1 protein-coding gene is annotated in these 310 nt (G+C 50.3%); it reads left to right on the top strand.

The annotated features are described in order from the left end of the window. The coding region (locus M2R48_RS21445) for a SwmB domain-containing protein (RefSeq protein WP_315972869.1) at nucleotides 1–310 on the top strand (310 nt) is incomplete at both ends.

Below are 310 nucleotides of genomic sequence, written 5' to 3'. Positions count from 1 at the left end.
GGATAATGGTTCAACTGTGCCTGGTGGTGATACCACAGCACCGACCTTTGTCAGTGCAGCACTAGATACAGCCGGCACATCGCTCACCTTGACCTATAGTGAAGCACTAGACAGCACTAACTTACCGCCATTAAACAGTTTTGTGGTCACCGCAGATGGTCAAGTGGTTGCTGTAACCGGTGTTACAGTGAATGGCTCTACCGTGGTGTTGACTTTGGGTACACCAGTCACAGCAGGTCAAGCAGTGCAAGTGGGTTATACCGATCCAACCACGGCTAATGATCCAAATGCGATCCAAGATGCAGCTGGT

It is taken from the genome of Acinetobacter sp. I-MWF (genome assembly GCF_025433935.1).
Lineage (GTDB): Bacteria > Pseudomonadota > Gammaproteobacteria > Pseudomonadales > Moraxellaceae > Acinetobacter > Acinetobacter guillouiae.
The sequence above is the reverse complement of the archived record's forward strand: the minus strand, read 5'-3'. Positions and strand labels throughout refer to the sequence as shown.